Source organism: Streptomyces sp. NPDC088252 (assembly GCF_044740965.1).
Classification (GTDB): Bacteria; Actinomycetota; Actinomycetes; order Streptomycetales; family Streptomycetaceae; genus Streptomyces.
The window spans coordinates 542,226-558,821 of the sequence record NZ_JBIURS010000002.1 but is presented as its reverse complement, the minus strand read 5'-3'; the positions used below and the strand labels follow the sequence as shown (position 1 = coordinate 558,821).

General features: G+C 69.5%; 16 protein-coding genes, 2 tRNA genes and 2 pseudogenes. 14 read left to right on the top strand and 6 right to left on the bottom strand.

Annotated features, from left to right (window positions below; genetic code table 11):
• Positions 1-48: 48 nt before the first annotated feature.
• Positions 49-645 carry a DUF3566 domain-containing protein gene (locus ACIOHC_RS06315; protein WP_351072248.1) on the top strand — a complete coding sequence of 199 codons (597 nt, stop codon included), beginning with the start codon at positions 49-51 and terminating at the stop codon, positions 643-645.
• A 70-nt stretch (positions 646-715) separates the two neighbouring features.
• A tRNA-Ile gene (locus ACIOHC_RS06310) sits at positions 716-792 on the top strand.
• 864 nt (positions 793-1,656) lie between these two features.
• Here ACIOHC_RS06310 and ACIOHC_RS06305 read toward each other — a convergent pair.
• Positions 1,657-2,028 (bottom strand): DUF6344 domain-containing protein, encoded by a 372-nt coding sequence (locus ACIOHC_RS06305; RefSeq protein WP_351072049.1) that lies wholly within the window; start codon positions 2,026-2,028, stop codon positions 1,657-1,659.
• Between the two features lie 323 nt (positions 2,029-2,351).
• On the opposite strand from ACIOHC_RS06305, the gene ACIOHC_RS06300 reads away from it, so the two are divergent.
• From ACIOHC_RS06300 to ACIOHC_RS06290, 3 genes and pseudogenes are all read left to right on the top strand, one after another.
• A complete protein-coding gene (locus tag ACIOHC_RS06300) occupies positions 2,352-2,486 on the top strand; it encodes a DLW-39 family protein (protein WP_003958712.1) in 135 nt (44 codons plus the stop codon).
• A gap of 234 nt (positions 2,487-2,720) precedes the next feature.
• Positions 2,721-3,682: pseudogene (locus ACIOHC_RS06295) on the top strand (VWA domain-containing protein); the annotation flags it as partial.
• A 210-nt stretch (positions 3,683-3,892) separates the two neighbouring features.
• Positions 3,893-5,302 carry a hypothetical protein gene (locus tag ACIOHC_RS06290; protein ID WP_351072047.1) on the top strand — a complete coding sequence of 470 codons (1,410 nt, stop codon included), beginning with the start codon at positions 3,893-3,895 and terminating at the stop codon, positions 5,300-5,302.
• An 88-nt stretch (positions 5,303-5,390) separates the two neighbouring features.
• On the opposite strand, the gene ACIOHC_RS06285 is transcribed toward ACIOHC_RS06290, so the two are convergent.
• Both ACIOHC_RS06285 and ACIOHC_RS06280 read right to left on the bottom strand, forming a co-directional pair.
• A complete protein-coding gene (locus ACIOHC_RS06285; RefSeq protein WP_401841660.1) occupies positions 5,391-6,743 on the bottom strand; it encodes a serine/threonine protein kinase in 1,353 nt (450 codons plus the stop codon).
• Positions 6,744-6,958: 215 nt separating this feature from the next.
• Positions 6,959-7,507: a DNA-binding protein gene (locus ACIOHC_RS06280; protein ID WP_189543011.1), complete on the bottom strand. Its 549-nt coding sequence runs from the start codon at positions 7,505-7,507 to the stop codon at positions 6,959-6,961.
• Between the two features lie 170 nt (positions 7,508-7,677).
• Here ACIOHC_RS06280 and ACIOHC_RS06275 point away from each other — a divergent pair.
• Positions 7,678-7,750: transfer RNA gene (locus tag ACIOHC_RS06275), tRNA-Ala, on the top strand.
• A 66-nt stretch (positions 7,751-7,816) separates the two neighbouring features.
• Here the strand turns inward: ACIOHC_RS06275 and ACIOHC_RS06270 are convergent.
• On the bottom strand, positions 7,817-8,551 hold the full coding sequence (locus tag ACIOHC_RS06270; RefSeq protein ID WP_351072042.1) for a DUF5324 family protein: 735 nt from the start codon (positions 8,549-8,551) through the stop codon (positions 7,817-7,819).
• A gap of 425 nt (positions 8,552-8,976) precedes the next feature.
• Here ACIOHC_RS06270 and ACIOHC_RS06265 point away from each other — a divergent pair, with 425 nt between their 5' ends.
• Both ACIOHC_RS06265 and ACIOHC_RS06260 read left to right on the top strand, forming a co-directional pair.
• On the top strand, positions 8,977-9,504 hold the full coding sequence (locus tag ACIOHC_RS06265) for a peptidylprolyl isomerase (protein ID WP_351072039.1): 528 nt from the start codon (positions 8,977-8,979) through the stop codon (positions 9,502-9,504).
• Between the two features lie 155 nt (positions 9,505-9,659).
• Positions 9,660-10,559: a rhomboid family intramembrane serine protease gene (locus tag ACIOHC_RS06260; RefSeq protein ID WP_351072036.1), complete on the top strand. Its 900-nt coding sequence runs from the start codon at positions 9,660-9,662 to the stop codon at positions 10,557-10,559.
• A 397-nt stretch (positions 10,560-10,956) separates the two neighbouring features.
• Here ACIOHC_RS06260 and crgA read toward each other — a convergent pair whose 3' ends face one another.
• The gene (gene crgA, locus ACIOHC_RS06255; RefSeq protein WP_265543105.1) at positions 10,957-11,211 is read right to left on the bottom strand and encodes a cell division protein CrgA; all 255 of its coding nucleotides are present in this window, start codon (positions 11,209-11,211) and stop codon (positions 10,957-10,959) included.
• A gap of 142 nt (positions 11,212-11,353) precedes the next feature.
• Here crgA and ACIOHC_RS06250 point away from each other — a divergent pair, with 142 nt between their 5' ends.
• Genes ACIOHC_RS06250 through ACIOHC_RS06225 form a run of 6 tightly spaced genes read left to right on the top strand, consistent with a single transcriptional unit; the run spans position 11,354 to position 15,924 of the window.
• The gene (locus ACIOHC_RS06250; RefSeq protein WP_351072033.1) at positions 11,354-12,121 is read left to right on the top strand and encodes a DUF881 domain-containing protein; all 768 of its coding nucleotides are present in this window, start codon (positions 11,354-11,356) and stop codon (positions 12,119-12,121) included.
• Positions 12,122-12,147: 26 nt separating this feature from the next.
• Positions 12,148-12,846, top strand: a complete 699-nt coding sequence (locus ACIOHC_RS06245) for a class E sortase (RefSeq protein WP_389636039.1) — start codon at positions 12,148-12,150, stop codon at positions 12,844-12,846.
• Positions 12,847-12,902: 56 nt separating this feature from the next.
• On the top strand, positions 12,903-13,085 hold the full coding sequence (locus ACIOHC_RS06240) for a hypothetical protein (protein ID WP_351072028.1): 183 nt from the start codon (positions 12,903-12,905) through the stop codon (positions 13,083-13,085).
• Positions 13,082-13,720, top strand: a complete 639-nt coding sequence (locus ACIOHC_RS06235; RefSeq protein ID WP_351072025.1) for an aminodeoxychorismate/anthranilate synthase component II — start codon at positions 13,082-13,084, stop codon at positions 13,718-13,720. Before ACIOHC_RS06240 ends, ACIOHC_RS06235 begins: the two co-directional genes overlap by 4 nt.
• A complete protein-coding gene (locus ACIOHC_RS06230) occupies positions 13,717-15,168 on the top strand; it encodes a class E sortase (protein WP_351072023.1) in 1,452 nt (483 codons plus the stop codon). The genes ACIOHC_RS06235 and ACIOHC_RS06230 overlap by 4 nt, the downstream gene beginning before the upstream one ends.
• Positions 15,169-15,195: 27 nt before the next feature.
• The gene (locus ACIOHC_RS06225; protein ID WP_351072021.1) at positions 15,196-15,924 is read left to right on the top strand and encodes a class E sortase; all 729 of its coding nucleotides are present in this window, start codon (positions 15,196-15,198) and stop codon (positions 15,922-15,924) included.
• A 178-nt stretch (positions 15,925-16,102) separates the two neighbouring features.
• Here the strand turns inward: ACIOHC_RS06225 and ACIOHC_RS06220 are convergent.
• Positions 16,103-16,438 (bottom strand): annotated as a pseudogene (locus ACIOHC_RS06220) (VOC family protein); the annotation flags it as partial.
• Between the last annotated feature and the right edge of the window lie 158 nt (positions 16,439-16,596).

Here is a 16,596-nt window from a genome sequence, read left to right as displayed (position 1 = left end):
GGAGCGAACGGTGCCCGTGGCCCTGCCACGGACTCCCAAGGGGGCACTGTGACGGACACCCGGGGGCCTCAGCCCCAGTACGAGGGTTACGCGGCCGGGCCGTTGCCCGGTGAGCGGGAGCCCGCACCGGGGCAGGCGAGCGGGCCGTACCACCCGCCGCAGGCGTATCCCTCGCCCGCGGGCGGGACCCAGGGCGGCCGGACGCACGGCGCGCAGGGCGCCGGCGCCGCGCAGGCGGCCCGGCGACCCCGGACGGGGGCGCGGACGACTCCGCGTACCCGCAAGGCGCGTCTGCGGGTGGCCAAGGCCGATCCGTGGTCGGTGATGAAGGTGAGCTTCCTGCTCTCCATCGCGCTCGGCATCTGCACCGTGGTGGCGGCCGCGGTGCTGTGGATGGTGATGGACGCGATGGGCGTCTTCACCACCGTGGGCGGCACGATCAGCGAGGCCACCGGCTCGAACGAGAACAACGGCTTCGACCTTCAGTCGTTCCTGTCGCTTCCGCGGGTCCTCATCTTCACCTCGGTCATCGCGGTGATCGACGTGGTGCTGGCGACCGCGCTGGCGACGCTGGGCTCCTTCATCTACAACCTGTCGGCGGGTTTCGTGGGCGGCGTCGAGCTCACCCTGGCCGAGGACGAGTAGGGCTCGGAGTATCGATTTTGGGACTGGCCCCGACGTGCGCTAATCTTCAGAAGTCAGCGCGCAGCGCGGCGGGGCTATAGCTCAGTTGGTTAGAGCGCATCCCTGATAAGGATGAGGCCACAGGTTCAAATCCTGTTAGCCCCACCAGCACGAAGGCCCCTCACCGGAAACAGTGGGGGGCCTTCGGCATCTGCGGCCGACATCAGCCGATCAACGGATCTTCCGGCAGCTCCGCGAGCATCGCCGCGGCTTCCCGCTCCCTGTCGCCCACCGCATGGGTCAGGAAGGCCGGCGGGGTGGCCGCAGGTGTGCCGAGCGAGCCAGGTGCTCCTCCAAGGCGCGGGCGCAGAACTCGGGCAGCGGCAGCACGGCATGCGAGGACGCGAAAGCAGCTCCAGCCCACAGCCGCTCCACCGACCTCACACGGCCGGCGCGCCCTCTGCCGGACTGATGTCAGCGATCGGGGTGTGGCTCAACAGGGGGACACATGGTGATTCTGGTGGGGGCATTCGTCGGCATCCTGGTCGCCGCGCTCTGGGGTGCTGTTCCCGGCATTCACGGTCTGCTGCTCGGACGAGTGCCCGGACGCCGGCTGCAGCGCCTCGTCACGCGGCCAAGGGTGTGGGGGCCGGCGCCCTGCTACTCGTCGTCGGTGCCTTCTGGTCATCGACCGTCGCTGTCATCGGAGTCGGGCTCCTGGCCATCGGCCATGTCGGTGTGGCGGGCACGTGATCGGCCGGCCGCAGGGCCCGTTCTCGGGGAATGCCGAGAGGGGTGACTGGTGATGACATCAGTGGCTGACGCCTACGGCGCCGCACATCCGCGATCCTGGGCGGTCTGACACGGCCGGTGAATCCGTGGCCGGGCGTGGTGCACCCCATGCCACTGGAGCGCGGGTGCGCCCGGCTCCCGTGCCGGGACGAGCGGGGGCGGGGCGGGGCCCGAGCGTACGAAGAAGCCCCCGTCCGGTGTGAACCGGCCCGGGGGCTCTGTGCGTCACTTGCGCCGCTCTCACGGCGGCAGGAGGGACACGTCCCCCACCGGGGCCCCGTGGGTGGCGCGGGCGGCGCTTCTGGTATCCATGGCGTTCGTCGTGTCCGTGGACAGTTGCCGGGCGGCGGGCGAGGAGCCGTGTGCCTCGGCCCGGATGCGCTGCTTCATCGTGGGTGGCAGCGCCCGGTCACGCGGAAGGGTCCATCGCACCGACGGGGTGGTCGCGGTTGCCGCGGTCGCCCCCGTGTGCTCCTGGTTCGTGGTCGTCGGCTCCGGGGCGCTCTGCTCCGTGGCCGCCGCCGGGCTGCTCATGAGCCCCAGTGCGGCGAGGAGGGCGAAGAAGGCGGTGACGAAGGCGGTCCAGATGCTCTTGGGCTTGAAGGTGCTCATGGCCCCTCGCTTTCGGGCGGTCCGGTTTGCTTACCTTTCCGATGATGTGGATGCCGCTCGCGATTTCATGGACCGACGCCGCAGATCGGTCGATCTTCAGATGAACACCACTCGTATGGTTCAACCGGCCTTGACGGGCTTGTCCTGCCCGGGACGAACGGTGTGGCCGTGCCCGCCGGCCGGAGCGATGCTCGTGACGGATCCGGGAGATCGCTCTTCTCCGGGCGCCAGTTGGGTCGCGGGCAGGTCACCGATCGATATCGGTCGGTGTGTATAGTCGGGCGGCAGAAGTCCCCTACGTCAAGGAAAGACGAGGTCGCGCGGTGAAGAAGCTTCTCCTGGTCGCACTGGCCGCCATCGGCGGGCTCCTCGTGTACCGCCAGATCCAGGCGGATCGCGCCGAGCAGGATCTGTGGACGGAGGCGACCGACTCCGTGCCCGCAGGTTCGGGTGTGTGAGACAGAACAGCCTGATTGCGGGCCCCGGTCGCTGAGCGGCCGGGGCTTCGTGCTGTTGCGGGACCGTGACACCTGTGCTCTTGAGTTCACCTAAGCAAATCAATAGGTTGCGGGAGCAAAACACCGGAGTTTTCGGTCGAGGGGGCACGGGTGAAGGCACGGGACCACCATCGGCGCACCGCTGCTGCGGGGGCATGGATCGGCGGGGCGCTGCTCGCCCTGGTGGCGGGCGCGATGCCGGCCGTGGCGGTGGCACGGGGCGGCGCGCCCGCCGCTTCGGAGGCGCCCGGCCGCGCGTCGGCCGGCAGCCTGGTCATGGTGCTCGACTCGTCCGGCTCCATGGCGGACGACGACGGTACGGGACGTACCCGGATGGAGAGTGCCCGTACGGCCGTCGGCACTGTCGTCGACGGCCTTCCCGACGGGTATCCGACCGGGCTGCGGGTGTACGGGGCCGATCGTCCCCGGGGCTGCGCGGACACCAGGTTCGTCCAGCCGGTGCACGGACTCGACCGGCCGGCCGTGAAGCGGGCCGTGGCGGCTGTGGAACCCAAGGGTGACACCCCCCATCGGACTGTCGCTGCGCAAGGCCGCCGAGGACCTTCCCCGGCCCGCGGGCGGTGCCATCGGCACGCGCACGATCCTGCTGATCTCCGACGGCGAGGACAACTGCGGCACGCCGCGGCCCTGTGAGGTCGCCGCGGAGCTCGGCAGGGAAGGGGTCGGGCTGCGGATCGACACCGTCGGCTTCCAGGTGCGGGGTGAGGCCCGCCGGCAGCTCGAATGCGTGGCCGCGGCGGGCAACGGCCGCTACTACGACGCGCCGGACGCCAGGTCGCTGGTCCGGCAGCTGCAACGGGCGTCGCGGCTCTCCGCGGACGGCTACCGGTTCAGGGGCGAGCCGGTCGGGGGCGCGGCGACGGGCGCGGGCGCGCCGGTGCTCGCACCCGGGCAGTACCTGGACACCATCGGGCCCGGTGAGAAGCGGTACTACGCCGTCGACCTGGACGCCGTTTCGACGGTGGACTTCTCCGCGACGGCGGTGCCGCAGCCCGGGGCGGCCGTCGACGCGTTCGACGCGTTGCACACCAGCATCACGTACGGCGCCGACAGCTCCTGCGGGACGGACACCGCGCACTTCCTCCAGAAGGAGGGCGCGACGCCGCTGACTTCGGCGCTGGCCCGTATCCCCACCGAGCGCGGCACCCCGCTCCTGTCGAGGCCAAGAAGGTGGACAAGGGCGGCAATTCGACCAGGGCCGCAGACAGCGGCGGTACGGGCGGGGCAGGATGGACCGGCATCGTGGCCGCTGCCGGGGCGGGCGCCGTGGTGGCGGTGATGGCGGGGCTCGTTTTCCTACGTGGGCGTCGTGGGCGGGCCGCACAGACGACGAGGGGAAGCGCGTGATGAGGCAGCGCAACAGGGGCCGGGTGGCGCTGGCCGCGGCTGCGGTGATCTGCGCGGCGGCGGCGCTGCCGGGGCAGGCGTACGCGGCCGGGGAGCCCGCTGCGTACGCCTTCGACCCCGGGGCGAAGGCGGTCGATGGCGCGGAGGTCAGTACCGAGGCGACGGCGCTCACGCCCGGATCGGTCTACAAGAGCTCGATCGAGCGGGGCGAGAAGCTCTACTACCGGCTGAACCTGGACGCGAAGACCAACGGGTACGTATCGGCGGTGGTCGTGCCCAGGGGCGGCGGGCAGGTGGCCTACGGGGACGGCATCAAGGTCAGCATCAGGGACAGCACCGACCTGCAGTGCAGTTCGGAGTACGCACGGTTCGAGTCGGCGGAGTTCCCGCGTCCGATCGCGGCGTACGCCTACCGGATCGCGGACAAGGACAGCAGCACCTGCCAGGAAGCCGGTACGTACAACGTCCTGATCGAGCGGGAGAGCAAGGCCACCTCGACGCCCGACGCGTGGGATCTGGAACTGCGCTACGAGTCGGAGCCGCAGCTGAAGCAGGGCGGTTCGACGCCGACCGAGGCGCCGGACAACTGGCCGTCGGTGTTGCCCGCGCCGCCCACCGACGCCCCGCAGAGACGGTCGGGCGGCACCAGCTACTACGACGCGACCAGCCTGCAGACCGGCGAGTGGCACGACACCATCGCACCCGGACAGACCCGTTTCTACCGGGTGCCGGTGGACTGGGGGCAGCAGATCTTCGCCACCGTCGACCTGGGCAACAACAACGCCTCGGACAAATTCATCGGCAGCGCGCTCGCGCTCTCCCTCGACAATCCGGCACACGGCCATGTCGACAGCGCGACGCCGCTGTCGTACTCCGGAAAGTCCGCGTCCGTATCGCTGGATCCGCTGCCGCCGGTGGCGTACGAGAACCGGTACGACTCCAACAGCAGCGTCAGCGGCATGCGATTCGCCGGCTGGTACTACCTGTCGGTCGCGCTCAGCCCGGAAGTCGCGAAGTCGTACGGCGACAAGGGGATTCCGATGATCCTCAAGGTCAAGGTGGACGGTACGGCGACGAAGTCGCCGTACACGGGTGACACCGGCATCTTCTCGGTCACGCAGAACGACAAGGACATGGCGAGGAGCGGGAAGAGCGACCCCGAGGCGGCCAGGAGCGACACCATGAGGATGGTCGGTGTGGCCGGGATCGGCGTGGGAACGGTGCTGGTGCTCGGGCTGGGCGTGTGGACGCTGCTGGCGCGGCGCCGCGCCGTGACCGCCCCGGCGGGTCCGGTCGGATCGAACGGCCCGGCGGGTGTGGTGGGTCCGGTCGGATCGAACGGCCCGGCCGCGGGAGGCCCGGCCGGGGGCGGGCAACCGCCGTACGGAGGCCCGACACAGACCTGGTGAACGGGCCGGAGCCGCTGCCGCACACGGCGACGGCTCCGGCCCCGCCACGGTCAGCTCAGGGCAACGAGGCGGGCTCCGGCCCGCAGGCTCAGCTCTGGGTCAGCGCCCAGATGCCCACGGCGAAACAGATCAGCGCCAGCAGCAGGACCGGGACCGCCACCTTCGTGGACGGCCCCGGACGCTTCTGCGGAGCCTGCGCCGGAACAGCGGCCGAGAGGTGCGGGGAATCCCCTGGTCCGGGGGCGGGAATCTGCGGCTGCCCGGCGGTGTAGGCCCGGGTGAGGGCCGGTTCGTGCCACACCGCGGCCGTGGGGGCCTGCGAGGGATCCGGCGCGGGCGCGTGGAGGGGGGCGGCCGTATGCGCGGGGAGGGGAGTGGCAGGTGTGGACGGCTGCGTCGGCCGGGGCAGCGGTGTCGGCTGCTGCGGAGGCGGTGGGAGATGGAAACTGCCCGTCTCCGACATCGGCATCGGTGGCTGGGTGTGGGGCTGCTCCAGGGGCTGTTGGGCCGCCTGGTCCGTGTGAGCCGACCGTGAGTCCTGCGCGGCCGTCCGGGGGGCCGTGAGCGGTCCGGCGGGGCCGAAGCCGTCGGGCAGCGGGCCGAGTTGGTCGAAGACCTCCACCGGCTCGTCGTCGATACCGGGCTCGGGCAGCATGTCGACCGCGGCGGCCAGCGCCTTGCGCGCGCCCGTCGCCGTACGGAACCGGGCCTGGGGATCCGGCTGCAGCAGCCCCGCGAGGACCTGCCACAGTGGTTCGGGAATCCCCTCCGGGGCGCCGGGAGTTCCGTACGAGGCGAAGTGCTCGACGATGGCCTGCGCGTCCGGTTTCCTCCCCTGCAGCAGATAGAGCGCGACGAGACCGACCGCGAACAGGTCCGCGGGGAAATCCGGTTCCGCGCCCATCATCTGCTCGGGCGCGAAGTAACCCGGCGTCCCCACCACGTAGTTGGTCTCGGTGAGACGCGGCTCCCCCTTGCGCATGGAGATACCGAAGTCGGACAGGCGCAGATGCGGCCGCCCGGTGCCGGTGGCCTCCATCAGGATGTTCGCGGGTTTGATGTCCCGGTGCACGACACCCTCCGCGTGCACCGTCGACAGCCCGGACAGCAGCTGATCGAGCAGCGTGCAGACGAAACGGGGCGGCAGCGGCCCGTAGTCGCCGATGACATGGGCCAGTGAACCCCCGCTCACCAGATCCATGGTGAACAGGACCTTGTCGTCGTCCGCGGCCCAGCTGGCCGGGGCGAGCACATGCGGATGCTCGATCCGCAGCGCCTGTTCGCGGACGAAGCGCAGCAGCGTGTGTGCGTCGCTCTGCTGGAGGACCTTGGCCGCCACATAACGGCGGCGCCGGTGGTCCCAGGCGCGCCAGACGGCGCCGACTCCACCACGTCCGATCGGATCGATCAGTTCGTACCGACCGGCGAAGACCTCACCCATTGCGCTGCGCCCGCTCCAGTTCCTGTTTCGGCTCGTGCCCGGCTCTCGGCGGTAGTGCCCCGGGGTCTCTCGTTCGGATCATGCCGGGCTCGCGTGCTCCGGCACCGCGCCTCGCCGCGTCGTCGTCGGGTCGCCATGACTCCGCCATGACTCCCCCTCCGCCTCCACGGCACCGGGCCCCGCCCGCTGGTCCGGCCCGATCCGAACGAGGGGGCCTAGCTCTGGTGTCCTTCGTAGTGCGCCACCGCGTCCGCGGTGCGCCCCGCGCCGTACACCTTGAGGAACTCTGCCAGTTCCGGGTGGGTCGGGGCGAGGGAGTCGGCGGCATCGATGATGTCGCCGGCGGCCGCGACCGACCGCAGCAGCGACTGGATCTCACGTACCACGCGCCGGACGGTGGGGGCGCCGCCGGTGGTGGAGGTCTGGCCGGTGCCGGTGAGGACGGAGCCGCCCTGAGACTTCTTGATCTCTTCCATGCGGTCGGTGGCCTCCCCCGCGCTGACGCTGCCGTCGGCGACCTGACCGGCCAGTTCCTGGAGCGCCTGGACGCGCTGGACGACCGCGGGATTGCCGATCTTCGCCCGCTGGCCGCTCATCAGCTGGGAGAGCATGGGGGCGGACAGCCCGAGGACCGCGGCGAGCCGAGCCTGGTTCAGGCCGAGATCATCGATCAGCCGGCGGAAGAGCGCCCCGAGAGGTTCTCCGTACCAACTGCGCTGAAGCTCCCTGGCTCTTGCCGTTGCCTCTTGCTGAGCTGCATCCATGGCGTCTCCCCTTCGCTGCGGCTTCGCTGCTGCGAACCTCGACGAGCATCTTACGGAGAGTGGTCGTCCACCGGGAGTCCCTATCTTTTTGCAGGATTCCGGGGGGTACCCGGTACTCTGGTCTGCGACGGTTGCCGAGACGTCGAAGCGTCCGGTGCTGTCCCCTTTTCGGGGCCTTAGCTCAGTTGGTAGAGCGCTGCCTTTGCAAGGCAGATGTCAGGAGTTCGAATCTCCTAGGCTCCACAGAACAAGAAGCGGGCGCCGGAAGACTCAAGGTCTTCCGGCGCCCGCTTCCTTGTACGGGTCGGCTCAGCGCCCGTCGTCGAGATCGGTGCCGTCCACGCCCCCCGGGCCGTCCGTCCCCCCGGCCTCCCTGTCGGTCTGCCCGGCCTGGGCGTCGGGGCCGGGCGAGGTCGGGCCGCTGCCGTCCACCGAGGACAGCGGCGCGCGGTCGGACACCTCCGTGGGAGCGGGCGGCTCGACCAGCCAGTCCGGATTGGCCTGCCTGTCCCACCACCGCCACGCGGCGTAGGCGCCGCCCGCCACGATGCCGACCACGAGGAGGCCCTTGAACAGCCGACCGGCCTTGGCCCGCCGCTCGTGCTTTCTGGCCAGCTGCCTGATCTCCTTCGCGGTGACCTGCCCGCGCAGGGCGGCCAGCGCGGCGGCGCTGCGCGCCGAGGCCTCCTCGGCCATGGGCTGGGCGACGGACATCGCGTGCCCGACGCGCGGGACGGTGTAGTCGGCGGCGCTACGGGCGGCCCGGCGGGTACGGACCGCGGCACGCTGGGCCGCCTCGTCGACCTTGGGGGGTACATGAGCACGGGCCAGTTCGAGACGCGGTGCGAGATGCGCGTCGTACCGGACGCGGGCCTGCTGGGCTGCCTTCGACATCTTCGGCGCGAGCCGCGCGCGGGCCTCGCAGGCGAGATGCGCGGCCTGGTCCTTGGCCGTGTCGGCGTAGGGCGCCACCACTTCCGCGGCGTGCTGCACGCTGTCCTTGGCCGAGTCGGTTGCGGCGCGCACGCTGTCGATGCGGGTCACGGGATCCTCCTCCTTGGTGGCGGGTAGACACTCCGCCTTTCCACCCATTTCGAGATCATGCCCGCCGGAGACCCGTACGGCATGCGGGGGCGGGCATCCGGGTCATTCGGCCCATGAGTGATGCCTTGGGGCAATGCGGTGCAAGGGGAGCTTGCCGATGACAATGCCACGGTTCGGCTCAGCCCGCGCCGGGGCGTCACGCACTTGGCCGCATTTGTTCCTGCAGCGAGCGGACGGAAGGGTTTCGGACACGTCGCAGGCGAGCGGGGTGGAGCCGGCCTCGGGGCACGGGGCGCGGAATCGGGCAAGAAGGTGAGCGAGGCGCGTTCGGGGTGGCGGCCGGGCGCCGGAGCGGACGGCCCGTGCGAGGATCGGTGGACGGCATCGAAGACTTAACGTCACCGAAGACTTACGGAAGGCAGATCGTGGCTGAGCAGCTTTACGCCACCTTGAAGACCAACCAGGGCGACATCGAGATCCGGCTTCTGCCGAACCACGCGCCCAAGACGGTCAAGAACTTCGTCGAGCTCGCCAAGGGCGAGCGCGAGTGGACGCATCCCGAGACCGGCAAGAAGTCCACGGAACCGCTGTATGACGGCACCGTCTTCCACCGCGTCATCAGCGGCTTCATGATCCAGGGCGGCGACCCGCTGGGCAACGGCACCGGCGGCCCGGGGTACGAGTTCGGTGACGAGTTCCATCCCGACCTCAGCTTCAACAAGCCGTACCTGCTGGCCATGGCCAACGCCGGCCCGGGCACCAACGGCTCGCAGTTCTTCGTGACCGTTTCCCCGACCGCCTGGCTGACCGGCAAGCACACGATCTTCGGTGAGGTCGTCGATCCCGCCAGCCAGAAGGTCGTGGACGCCATCGCCGCCACCCGGACCAACGCCCGCACCGACCGCCCGCTGCAGGACGTCGTGATCGAGTCGGTCGTCATCGAGAACCGTTGATCACCGGTGGTCGTCACGTGATCACGCCCTGATTGTCCTTTCGGGGAACCAACAGCCCTGCTCGTCCGTACTTGTTACATAGCGGACGAGCAGGGCTGCGTTGTGCGTACTGCCGCCACGACGAGGACCGAAGGGGCCGGGAAGTGAGGGGACCGATGGACCAGCAGCCGCCGGGAGACCGGGACCGGACCGCCGCCACGGACGGCTCGCTCAGCTGCTACCGCCACCCCGGCCGCGGGACACACATCCGTTGCACCCGCTGCGACCGGCCGATCTGCCCCGAGTGCATGGTCAACGCCTCGGTCGGCTTCCAGTGCCCGGACTGCGTCCGCCAGGGGTCCGGTACGGGACACGGCCCGGCCGCGAACACGCCGCGCACCGTCGCGGGCGGCAGCATCACGGCCGATCCCCGGCTCATCACCAAGATCCTTCTCGGTATCAATGTCGCCGTGTTCATCGTGGTGTACGTGAAGGGGTCGCTGCTCCAGGACCTGACGCTCTTCGGCCGGGCCAACCTCTACTACGGCGGCCCACCGGAGGGTGTTGCGGAGGGCCAGTGGTACCGGCTGGTGACATCGATGTTCCTGCACCAGGAGGTGTGGCACATCGCGTTCAACATGCTGGGGCTGTGGTGGCTCGGCGGTCCGCTGGAGGCGGCGCTCGGCCGTGCCCGATACCTCGCGCTCTACATGCTCTCCGGCCTGGCGGGCGGCGCCCTCACCTACTGGCTCTCCGCACCGAATCAGGGTTCGCTCGGTGCCTCTGGAGCGATCTTCGGTCTGCTGGGCGCCACCGCCGTGCTGATGCGCCGGCTCAACTACGACATGCGCCCGGTCTTCGTGCTTCTCGCGGTGAACCTTGTCATCACCTTCAACCCCTGGGGCGGAATCGCCTGGCAGGCACATGTGGGCGGGCTGATCGCAGGCACGCTGATCGCGATCGGCATGGTGCACGCACCCCGAGAACGGCGCGCACTGGTGCAGTACGGCACCTGCGCCCTGGTCCTGGCGGCCGTGGTCGTCATCGTCCTTGCCAGAACAGCGGCGCTGACCTGAGCCGACGGAGCCGCGGGCACCAGGCCTGCGGCTCCGTCGGCTGTGGGCGCCGAAACGGTCACGGCCGTGGGTGCCGATGTGGACGTGGCCGGGAGCGCCGATGTCCGGTTGTTCCCTCGGTCAGTTGTCCACAGCACCAGTTGTCCACAGTGCGTACCGGATCTTGTGCATTCTGCGGGAACAACTGTGCCCCTTGTCGCTGAGCTGGGTTTTTCCAGCAGGGACAAGGGGCGTGCTGCCCCTGGATGAGGCAGGCTGCAGTCAGATCGGCGTCAACAGCCAGGGAGTTATCCACAGATCGTCTGACCTTTTCCCCCGCCTGTGGATAACGCTGTGGGTAACTCGGGGCAAGGCTTGCCGGACCGGGCTCGGCCGTGAGGTCACCTGGTCCGCGGCACTACTTCCACTGCGTGGAGACACCGAAGCCGCCGGCGATGAAGCCGAAGCCGACGACGATGTTCCAGTTGCCCAGCGACTTGATCGGCAGATCGCCGTCGGTCACATAGAAGACGACGATCCAGGCCAGACCGATCAGGAAGAGCGCCAGCATCACCGGCGCCACCCAGCTGCGGCTGGTCAGCTTTATGTTGGTTGCCTGCTTCGCCGGAGGAGGCGTGAAGTCGGCCTTCTTGCGGATACGTGACTTCGGCACGAGGAACTCTCCTGTCGATGCGCTGCGTGACCGCGCAGGGAACTGTGGCTGGCGCCGGGGCAGGGACGCGAGGGGGAATACTGCCTCCCCCGGGCGTCCGTTAGCGTAGTGCTTCCGTGGCGCCTAAGGAGATAAGGGTACGTTGAGCAATTCTGCCGACTCCCCCGAAGGACCGGTCCGGCGCTCCGTCCGGCACCCGGCCCGGGTGCTCACGGCTGCCGTCTTCGCCCTCGCCGGACTGATCTTCGTCACCAGCGCCAACACGGCCAAGGGCACCAACATCCGCACCGACTCCTCGCTGCTGAAGCTCTCCGACCTCATCCAGCAGCGCAGCGGCAAGAACGCGGAACTGGACGAGACCACCGCATCCGTCCGCGAGGACATCGACTCCCTCGTCCGGCGCGACGACGGCAGCACCAAGGCCGAGGACGCGCGGCTCAAGGCACTGGAGCGCGCCGCGGGTACGGCGAAGCTCTCCGGGCGGTCCGTGGCCGTCACCCTCGACGACGCCCCGCCCAACGCCACCGCCAACCCCGGCTACCCCGACCCGCAGCCCAATGACCTGGTCATCCACCAGCAGGACCTTCAGGCGGTCGTCAACGCCCTCTGGCAGGGCGGCGCCCAGGGCATCCAGGTCATGGACCAGCGGCTGATCTCCACCAGCGCGGTCCGTTGTGTCGGCAACACGCTGATCCTCCAGGGCCGGGTCTACTCCCCGCCGTACAAGATCACCGCGGTCGGCGACCCGGGCAGGCTCAAGCAGGCGCTCAACGACTCCCCGGCGATCAGCAACTACCTGCTCTATGTGAAGGCGTACGGGCTCGGCTGGAAAGTCGACGAGAACGAGGCGGTGACTCTTCCCGGCTACTCGGGCACAGTGGATCTCCACCATGCGGAGCCGGTGCGGTAGCGAGCAGCAGTGGGGAGGCCGACACGGTGTCGGTGCGACTGGTCGTGAGGACGTTCAGTGAACTCTGCATCACCGTCGGTGCCTTGATCGTGCTCTTCGTGGTGTACGTGCTGTTCTGGACCGGGGTGAAGGCCGCCGACGCGACCGACGGACAGATCGACACCCTGCGCAACCAGTGGTCCCAGGGGCCGGTGACCGCCCCCGCACCGGACAGATCTCCGAAGCCGACGGCGCCGCCCGCCCCGGCGGCGTACCGGGACGGCAAACCGTTCGCGATGCTCTACATTCCGCGCTTCGGCAAGGGCTGGGAGTGGCCCGTTCTGGAGAACACCGAGGTCCGGACCCTGCAGAAGGGGCTCGGCCACTACACCGGAACCGCCCGTCTCGGTGCGCAGGGCAATTTCGCGGTGGCCGGACACCGCCGCACGTACGGGGACCCGTTCAAGGACTTTCCGAAGCTGCGACCGGGCGACCCGGTGGTGCTGACGGACGGGACGACGTGGTTCACGTACCGCATCGACAAGAAGCCCTACCGGACGGTGCCGAGCGACACCGGGGTCATCGATCCCGTCCCCCGCGGATCCGGCTTCGACGGGCCCGGCCGCTATCTGACGCTGACCACCTGCGACCCCGAATGGGGCAGCAGCCACCGGCTGATCGCCTGGGCGCACCTCGACGCGACCCAGCCTGTGACCGACGGCAAGCCGGCAGCTTTCCACAGCTGACCCACGCTTCTGCCCCGGCCCTTTAGTCTGGTCCCGTACCGAATGGAGGGGACAGCATGTACGGCTGGATCTGGCGGCATCTGCCGGGCAACGCATGGGTGCGTGCGCTCATCTCGCTCGTGCTGGTGCTGGCTGTCGTCTACGCGCTTTTCCAGTACGTCTTCCCGTGGGCGGAGCCGCTGCTCCCGTTCGGCGATGTGACGGTCGACGGCTCGACCGGGACGGGGGCCGGCCAGTGAGTGCCCGCATCCTTGTCGTGGACAATTACGACAGTTTCGTCTTCAACCTCGTCCAGTACCTCTACCAGCTCGGCGCCGAGTGCGAAGTGCTGCGCAACGACGAGGTGACCACGGCACACGCCGAGGACGGCTTCGACGGTGTCCTGCTGTCGCCCGGCCCGGGGACCCCGGAGCAGGCGGGTGTCTGCGTCGAGATGGTCCGCCACTGCGCGGCCACGGGCGTCCCGGTCTTCGGGGTCTGCCTCGGAATGCAGTCGATGGCGGTGGCGTACGGCGGGGTGGTGGACCGGGCCCCCGAGCTGCTGCACGGCAAGACCTCGCTGGTGACCCACGAGGGCACCGGGGTCTTCACCGGCCTGCCGTCCCCCTTCACCGCCACCCGCTATCACTCGCTCGCCGCCGAACCCGACACGGTTCCGCCGGAGCTGGAGGTGACGGCGCGCACAGCCGACGGCATCATCATGGGGCTGCGCCACCGTGAACTGGCTGTGGAGGGCGTGCAGTTCCATCCGGAGTCGGTGCTGACCGAGCACGGCCATCTGATGCTGGCCAACTGGCTGGCGCGCTGCGGCGACACAGAGGCCGTGGCGAGATCGTCGGGGCTCGCGCCGGTGGTGGGCAAGGCCGCCGCGTGACCGCACTCCGCCCCGAGCACGACGCCGGACAGGACGGCCCGTACGAGCAAGGAGCGTACGAGGCCGCGGGCGCGTTCGAGGCGGCGGTCGACCGGCTGGCGGACCCGCTGAACGATCCGCTGCCGGGGCAGCATGCCTCACCGTGGTTCCGGTCGGGCAACATCCCGCCGGAAGGGGCGGGACAGGCCGCGGGGCGGGGCCGAGGGCAGCACCGGGCCCCGGATCAACAGCCACAGGCGCAGACGCAGGCACAGGGACCGGCACCGGCTCCTCAGGGAGCGCGGGGCCCCGAGGAGACCCTGCGGGAGTGGTACGACCCCGAGGGGTTCGAACGGGACTGGTACGGGCAACAGACGCCTTCCCCGCCGCCCTCTCCCGCACCCGTGACGGAGCCCGTCTCTCAGCCCCTCGCGCCGCTCCCGATGCACGACGCGACGGTCGGTCCGCGGGTGGCGGCCCTCCGGATCCCGGCCGGTCGGCCGGTGGCGTCCCAGCGGTCGGCCCCCGGGCCGGATTCCGGGTTCGGACCCGAGCCGGAGCCGGAACGGGAGCCGGGGGCGGCGAGCGACCCGGAGGGCTTCGCGGAACCGGGTGCCGGGCACGAGAGGACCGATCCGGAACCGCGTACCGGAGGCCGCGCCGAGCGCCGACGTGCTGCGAAGGGGCGCGGCCGTCGGCGTGCCGAACCGCGCCCGGGGACCACGGGGCCGACGACTGCGCCGGCCGGGAGGCCGATGTCGCGCGTCGAGGCACGGCGGGCGGCGCGCGCGGCCAAGGACAGCCCGGCCGTGGTCGCCAGCCGGGTCACCGGGGAGCTGTTCATCACTCTCGGTGTACTGATGCTGCTGTTCGTCACGTACCAGCTGTGGTGGACGAATGTGCGCGCCGACCAGTACGCCGGCAAGGAGACGCACAAGATCCAGGACGACTGGGCGAAGGGCGACCGCAATCCCGGTGTGTTCGAAGCGGGGCAGGGATTCGCCATCATCCACATCCCCAAGCTGGACGTGGTCGCTCCGATCGCCGAGGGCATCAGCAAGGAGAAGGTCCTCGACCGTGGCATGGTCGGCCACTACAGCGAAGGCGCGCTGCGCACCGCGATGCCGTCGGCCAAGCAGGGCAACTTCGCGCTGGCGGGCCACCGCAACACGCACGGCGAGCCGTTCCGCTACATCAACCGGCTGCGCCCCGGTGACCTGATCGTGGTCGAGACGCAGGATGCGTACTACACGTACAAGGCGACGAAAACTCTTCCGCAGACATCTCCGTCCAATGTCTCGGTGATCGGCCCGGTACCGCCCGGTTCCGGGTTCACCGGGCCGGGCCGGTACATCACGCTGACGACCTGTACGCCGGAATTCACGAGTACGTACCGTTTGATCGTCTGGGGCAAGATGGTCGACGAACGACCGCGCAGCAAGGGAAAGCCCGACGCGCTCGTCGGCTGAAACATCATCACGACAGGGACGGGTGCGGTGACAGCGAGGACCGAGCACGAAGAGCGAGTCGGTGAACCCGGGCCCCCACCACGGCGCAGCGACCGCCATCCCGTCGCGACCGCGGTCAGCTTCTTCGGTGAACTCCTGATCACCGCGGGCCTGGTGCTGGGTCTCTTCGTCGTCTACTCCCTCTGGTGGACGAACGTGCTCGCCGACCGGGAGGCCACCAAACAGGGGCACACCGTCCGCGACCGCTGGGCCGGCGGACCGGGTGCACTGGACACCAAGGACGGCATCGGCTTCCTGCACGTCCCGTCGATGAGGAACGGCGAGGTGCTGGTCAAGAAGGGCACCGACACGGAGAACCTCAACGACGGCATCGCGGGCTACTACACGGACCCGGTGAAGTCGGCTCTCCCCTGGGACGAGAAGGGCAATTTCACCCTCGCGGCACACCGCGACGGGCACGGTGCCAAGTTCCACAACATCGACAAGGTGAAGACGGGGGACGCGGTCGTCTTCGAGACCCGGGACACCTGGTACGTCTACAAGGTCTTCAAGGAGCTTCCCGAGACGTCGAAGTACAACGTCGACGTGTTGCAGGCGGTGCCGAAGGGCTCGGGAGCGAAGAAGCCCGGCCGCTACATCACGTTGACGACCTGTACGCCGGTCTACACGTCGAAGTACCGCTACATCGTGTGGGGCGAGCTGGTGCGTACGGAGAAGGTGGACAAGGAGCGCACGAAGCCGGCGGAGCTGCGTTAGAGCCTTCCGTTCGGATCACGCCCGGCCCGATCCGAACGAAACGACGCGACGAGTCGAGCCCGAAGTCGCAACCAGGCCTTGCGACTTTGAGCTGAGTAATAGTCAAAAGTCATGCATTACAGGGCTGTTCGGATGTTCCGGGCCGAGTCGGGTGCTGATCCGGGTCAGACCCGGCCGGTCATGCTTGATCGAAGCACAGGCAGAAGGGGGGTCCGGCGGGGTCGGACATCACCCGGACGTTCTTCTGCGGCTGGAACTCCGCCACGGTGGCTCCCAAGGCGACTGCCTCGGTGACAGCGGAGTCCAGATCGCCGACTTGGAAGTCGAAATGCATCATCGGGCGCGGTTCCCCGTCGATCGGAGGCCAGACCGGAGCCCGATAGCCATCCGCCTGCTGGAACACGAAGAACGGACCTTGCGGGGAGGCGGCGACAATGGCCGTTCCGGGCTCCTCGTGTCCGATATGCCACCCAAGGAGTTCGGCGTAGAACTTGGCCAGACCGCTGGGGTCCGGCGCCTCGACCGTCGTTCCCCACCACGTGCCACCCGATCACGATCTCGTCGTGCGTACGACCGAGCTGCATTGCTCCTTGGGGCGCTCTGGGTTGTCGTGGCCTGCCGGCCAGGCAAAGGGCCCCGGTCACCGTTGAGGTGCCGGGGCCCGATGGCGGT